The sequence below is a fragment of the Albidovulum salinarum genome, from assembly GCF_025673475.1.
Classification (GTDB): domain Bacteria; phylum Pseudomonadota; class Alphaproteobacteria; order Rhodobacterales; family Rhodobacteraceae; genus Albidovulum; species Albidovulum salinarum.
Genome location: NZ_JAOVQO010000053.1, coordinates 1 through 2,974 on the forward strand (window position 1 = coordinate 1; position 2,974 = coordinate 2,974).

Genomic DNA, 2,974 nt, shown 5'->3' on the forward strand with positions numbered 1-2,974 from the left:
TCCTCGCCTGCGTCACCCATATGGGGCATACGCTGCCGCGGAATCTCAACTTCGGCCTTTACGACTTCGTGAGCGTCGATCTGCCGATGGTGAGGAGCCCGCTGCCAGTGACAAACGGCGAGGTGCGCCTGCCCGACGATTGCGGCCCGGGCCTCGGCGTCGAGGTCAACGAGGAGATCCTCGGTGCCCCCGTCGCGGAAATGGCCGCAACATGACCTGCTCGGCTGGCGAGCGGTTCGGCTTCATCGGCCTCGGGAACATGGGCGGCCCGATGGCGGGAAACCTGCTCAAGCAAGCGGGCCGACTGCTCGCCCACGACCTCGACGCCAATCGCATCCGGGAACTGGCGCACGCAGGCGCCACGGCCGCGAGCGATTCCGCCGCCGTGGCAAGGGAGTCGAGCCTGATCCTGACCTCGCTGCCGGGACCGAAAGAGGTCGAGGACATCGCCTTCGGCCCATCCGGCCTGATCGAGACCATGGCGCCCGGCTGTCTCTGGATCGACACCAGCACCAGCGACCCCGCCCTTGCCCGCGGGATCGCCGATGCGGCGCGAGCGCGCGGTGCCGATTTCGCCGATGCCCCGGTCACTGGCGGCGTGGCAGGGGCCCGAGACTCCACGCTCAAGTTCATGGTCGGCGCCACGCCTGACGTCATGGACCGTGCGCATCCGGTCCTCATGGCCATGGGAGCGCAGGTAATCCATGCCGGCGCGGCCGGCAGCGGCTGCGCCCTGAAGCTTGTCGTGAACTTTCTCGGGATCGCCCACACCGCGCTTGCCGCCGAGGCGCTCACCTTCGGGCTTGCGGCGGGTCTGGAGACCGAGACGATGCTCGCGACCCTCGCCGGATCGTGGGGCGACAATGCCATGCTGCGCGACACGGTCGGCACGGCGGCCGAAGGGCACTGGGGCTTCGCGCGAAACCTCGCGCTGAAGGACATGGCGCTCGCCCGGGCTTCGGCGGCTACCATGTCGGCCCGAACCGACCTGATGACCGCCCTGCATGTGCTCCTGACCGCGGACAGCGGGACTTCCGGCGATCTCTGGGAGATTGTCCGCGAATACGAAAAGGCGTCCGGCACCCGGATCGCCGGCTATCGGAGGTGATACCGCATGAAGATCGTCAAGGCGAATACCGTCCCGAAGGAAGTGGCCAAAGGCGCGCTCTATTTCGGCGGGCATATCGACTTCGAATGCCTCGCCGCCCGGCCGGATAGCGCCGATCTCGACATCTACATGGTCAATTTCGCCCCCGGAGCGCGCAACCGCCTGCATGCACACCGGGTCGACCAGATCCTGATCGCCACCTCGGGCAAAGGCATCGTCGCCGACGCCGAAGGTGAACATCTCATGGAGCCTGGGGATGTCGCCGTGATCCCCGCCGGGCACCCGCACTGGCACGGCGCGGCCGCGGACGCTGCCTTCTCACATCTCGCGATTTCACGGCAGGGCGACGAAATCACGATCGTCGATGGAGGAGACGGCGCATGAACGCCCCGCTCGCCGGGATCCGGGTGATCGACCTCTCGGTCAACGCGCCGGGCCCCTTCGCCTCGAAGATGCTCGCCGATCTTGGTGCAGAGGTGACCTGCGTCACGAACCCGGCGCAGGCCGCCCCGGCCTATGCCGGCGCGGAAGACGACCCGATGCTTTCAGCGCGCGGCGGCCCGAATGATGCCCTTTCCGTTGGGAAGACGTGCTGTGCGCTCGACCTGAAGTCGGATCCGGGTCGGGCCGCCCTTCTCGACCTCGCGAAAATTTCGGACGTGCTGATCAGCGAGATGCGCCCCGGCAAGCTCGACGCGCTCGGCCTTGGCTGGGAGGCGCTTCGCGCCGCCAACCCGCGCCTCGTTCTGTGCGAGATCACCGGCTATGGCCGCACGGCTCCGCACGCCGCCCGCGCCGGGCATGACATCAACTATCTCGCGCTCTCGGGCGCGCTGTCGCTGATCCGCGACGGCGGGGGCAAGCCCGTCGTGCCGCAGAACCTGATCGGAGACTACGCCGCCGGCGGGACCATGGCCGTCGCGGCGATACTCGCCGCGCTCCTCACCCGGGAACGGACGAGAGAGGGCCGGCACATCGACCTCTCCATGACCGACGGCATCCGCTACCTTATGGCCGACATCTCGGCGGCGACCCTGCTTGCCGGACACTCCGAGGAAAGCTGGCGCGGCACGCTGAATGGTTCGATGCCGACCTATGACACCTACCGGACGGCGGATGGCGGCTGGATCGCGGTGGGCGCGCTCGAGCCGAAATTCATCGCCGTCATTGCGGAAGGGCTCGACTGGCCTGAGCTGATCGGGCTCATGAGGACAAAGGACCGGTGGCCCGAGGCGCGCCTCGGTCTTCAGCGGCGCTTCCTGGAACGGGAGCTAAGCCATTGGGTGGCACTCTTCGAAGCGAGCGACGCCTGCGTGACCCCGGTCCTCTCGCTCGCGCAGGCCCATCCGGCTGGAAGTCCGGGGATCGAAGCCGCAATCGGGGACGGGCGCTGATTTGTGGCAGTCCGTCCGCGACGTTCGCTGACGCCGCACGCATGTCAGTTTCCCCGCCCCGCTAATGACGGCTGGTGTCGCAATGCGCCCGTATCAGCCGTTCGGCTATCCCGCAACTTTGTTGCGCAAATCAACGGATGGCCGAGCTTCCCCTATCCCTGAACGGACTTATCCTGCGACCTTTGTGACGGGTATGCCGAGGGCGGTGTAGCCATTCAGGACGGCGATGCGGACCTGTAGCCCAGCGACCTGGCGGTCGAAATCCCGCGCGATGAGCCGGTGGCCCAGAAGCTTCAGGCAATGCATCTTCGTTTCGACGCGGCTCCGGCGATGATAGCCGCTCCGTCGTCGCCACAAAGCGCGGCCGAGGTATTTGCAAGCCCGCAGCGCTTCGTTGCGCGCCACGGCGCCGGCAGTGATCGTCTTCCATGGCTTCGCGTTCCTGCGCGGCGGGATGACGGCATGGGCGCCA

4 protein-coding genes and 1 pseudogene are annotated in these 2,974 nt (G+C 67.4%); 4 read left to right on the plus strand and 1 reads right to left on the minus strand.

Features of this window, described 5'->3' with window-relative positions; all coding sequences use genetic code 11:
- The 4 genes and pseudogenes from OEZ60_RS21975 to OEZ60_RS21990 all read left to right on the plus strand — a co-directional run.
- Positions 1 to 215: pseudogene (locus OEZ60_RS21975) on the plus strand (hypothetical protein); the annotation flags it as partial.
- The gene (locus OEZ60_RS21980) at positions 212 to 1,108 is read left to right on the plus strand and encodes an NAD(P)-dependent oxidoreductase (protein WP_263340975.1); all 897 of its coding nucleotides are present in this window, start codon (positions 212 to 214) and stop codon (positions 1,106 to 1,108) included. The pseudogene OEZ60_RS21975 and the gene OEZ60_RS21980, both read left to right, overlap by 4 nt.
- Positions 1,109 to 1,114: 6 nt before the next feature.
- A complete protein-coding gene (locus OEZ60_RS21985) occupies positions 1,115 to 1,492 on the plus strand; it encodes a cupin domain-containing protein (protein ID WP_263340978.1) in 378 nt (125 codons plus the stop codon).
- The gene (locus OEZ60_RS21990) at positions 1,489 to 2,502 is read left to right on the plus strand and encodes a CaiB/BaiF CoA transferase family protein (RefSeq protein ID WP_263340982.1); all 1,014 of its coding nucleotides are present in this window, start codon (positions 1,489 to 1,491) and stop codon (positions 2,500 to 2,502) included. Before OEZ60_RS21985 ends, OEZ60_RS21990 begins: the two co-directional genes overlap by 4 nt.
- Before the next feature lie 168 nt (positions 2,503 to 2,670).
- Here the strand turns inward: OEZ60_RS21990 and OEZ60_RS21995 are convergent.
- The coding region (locus OEZ60_RS21995; protein ID WP_411709836.1) for a transposase at positions 2,671 to 2,974 on the minus strand (304 nt) is incomplete at its 5' end.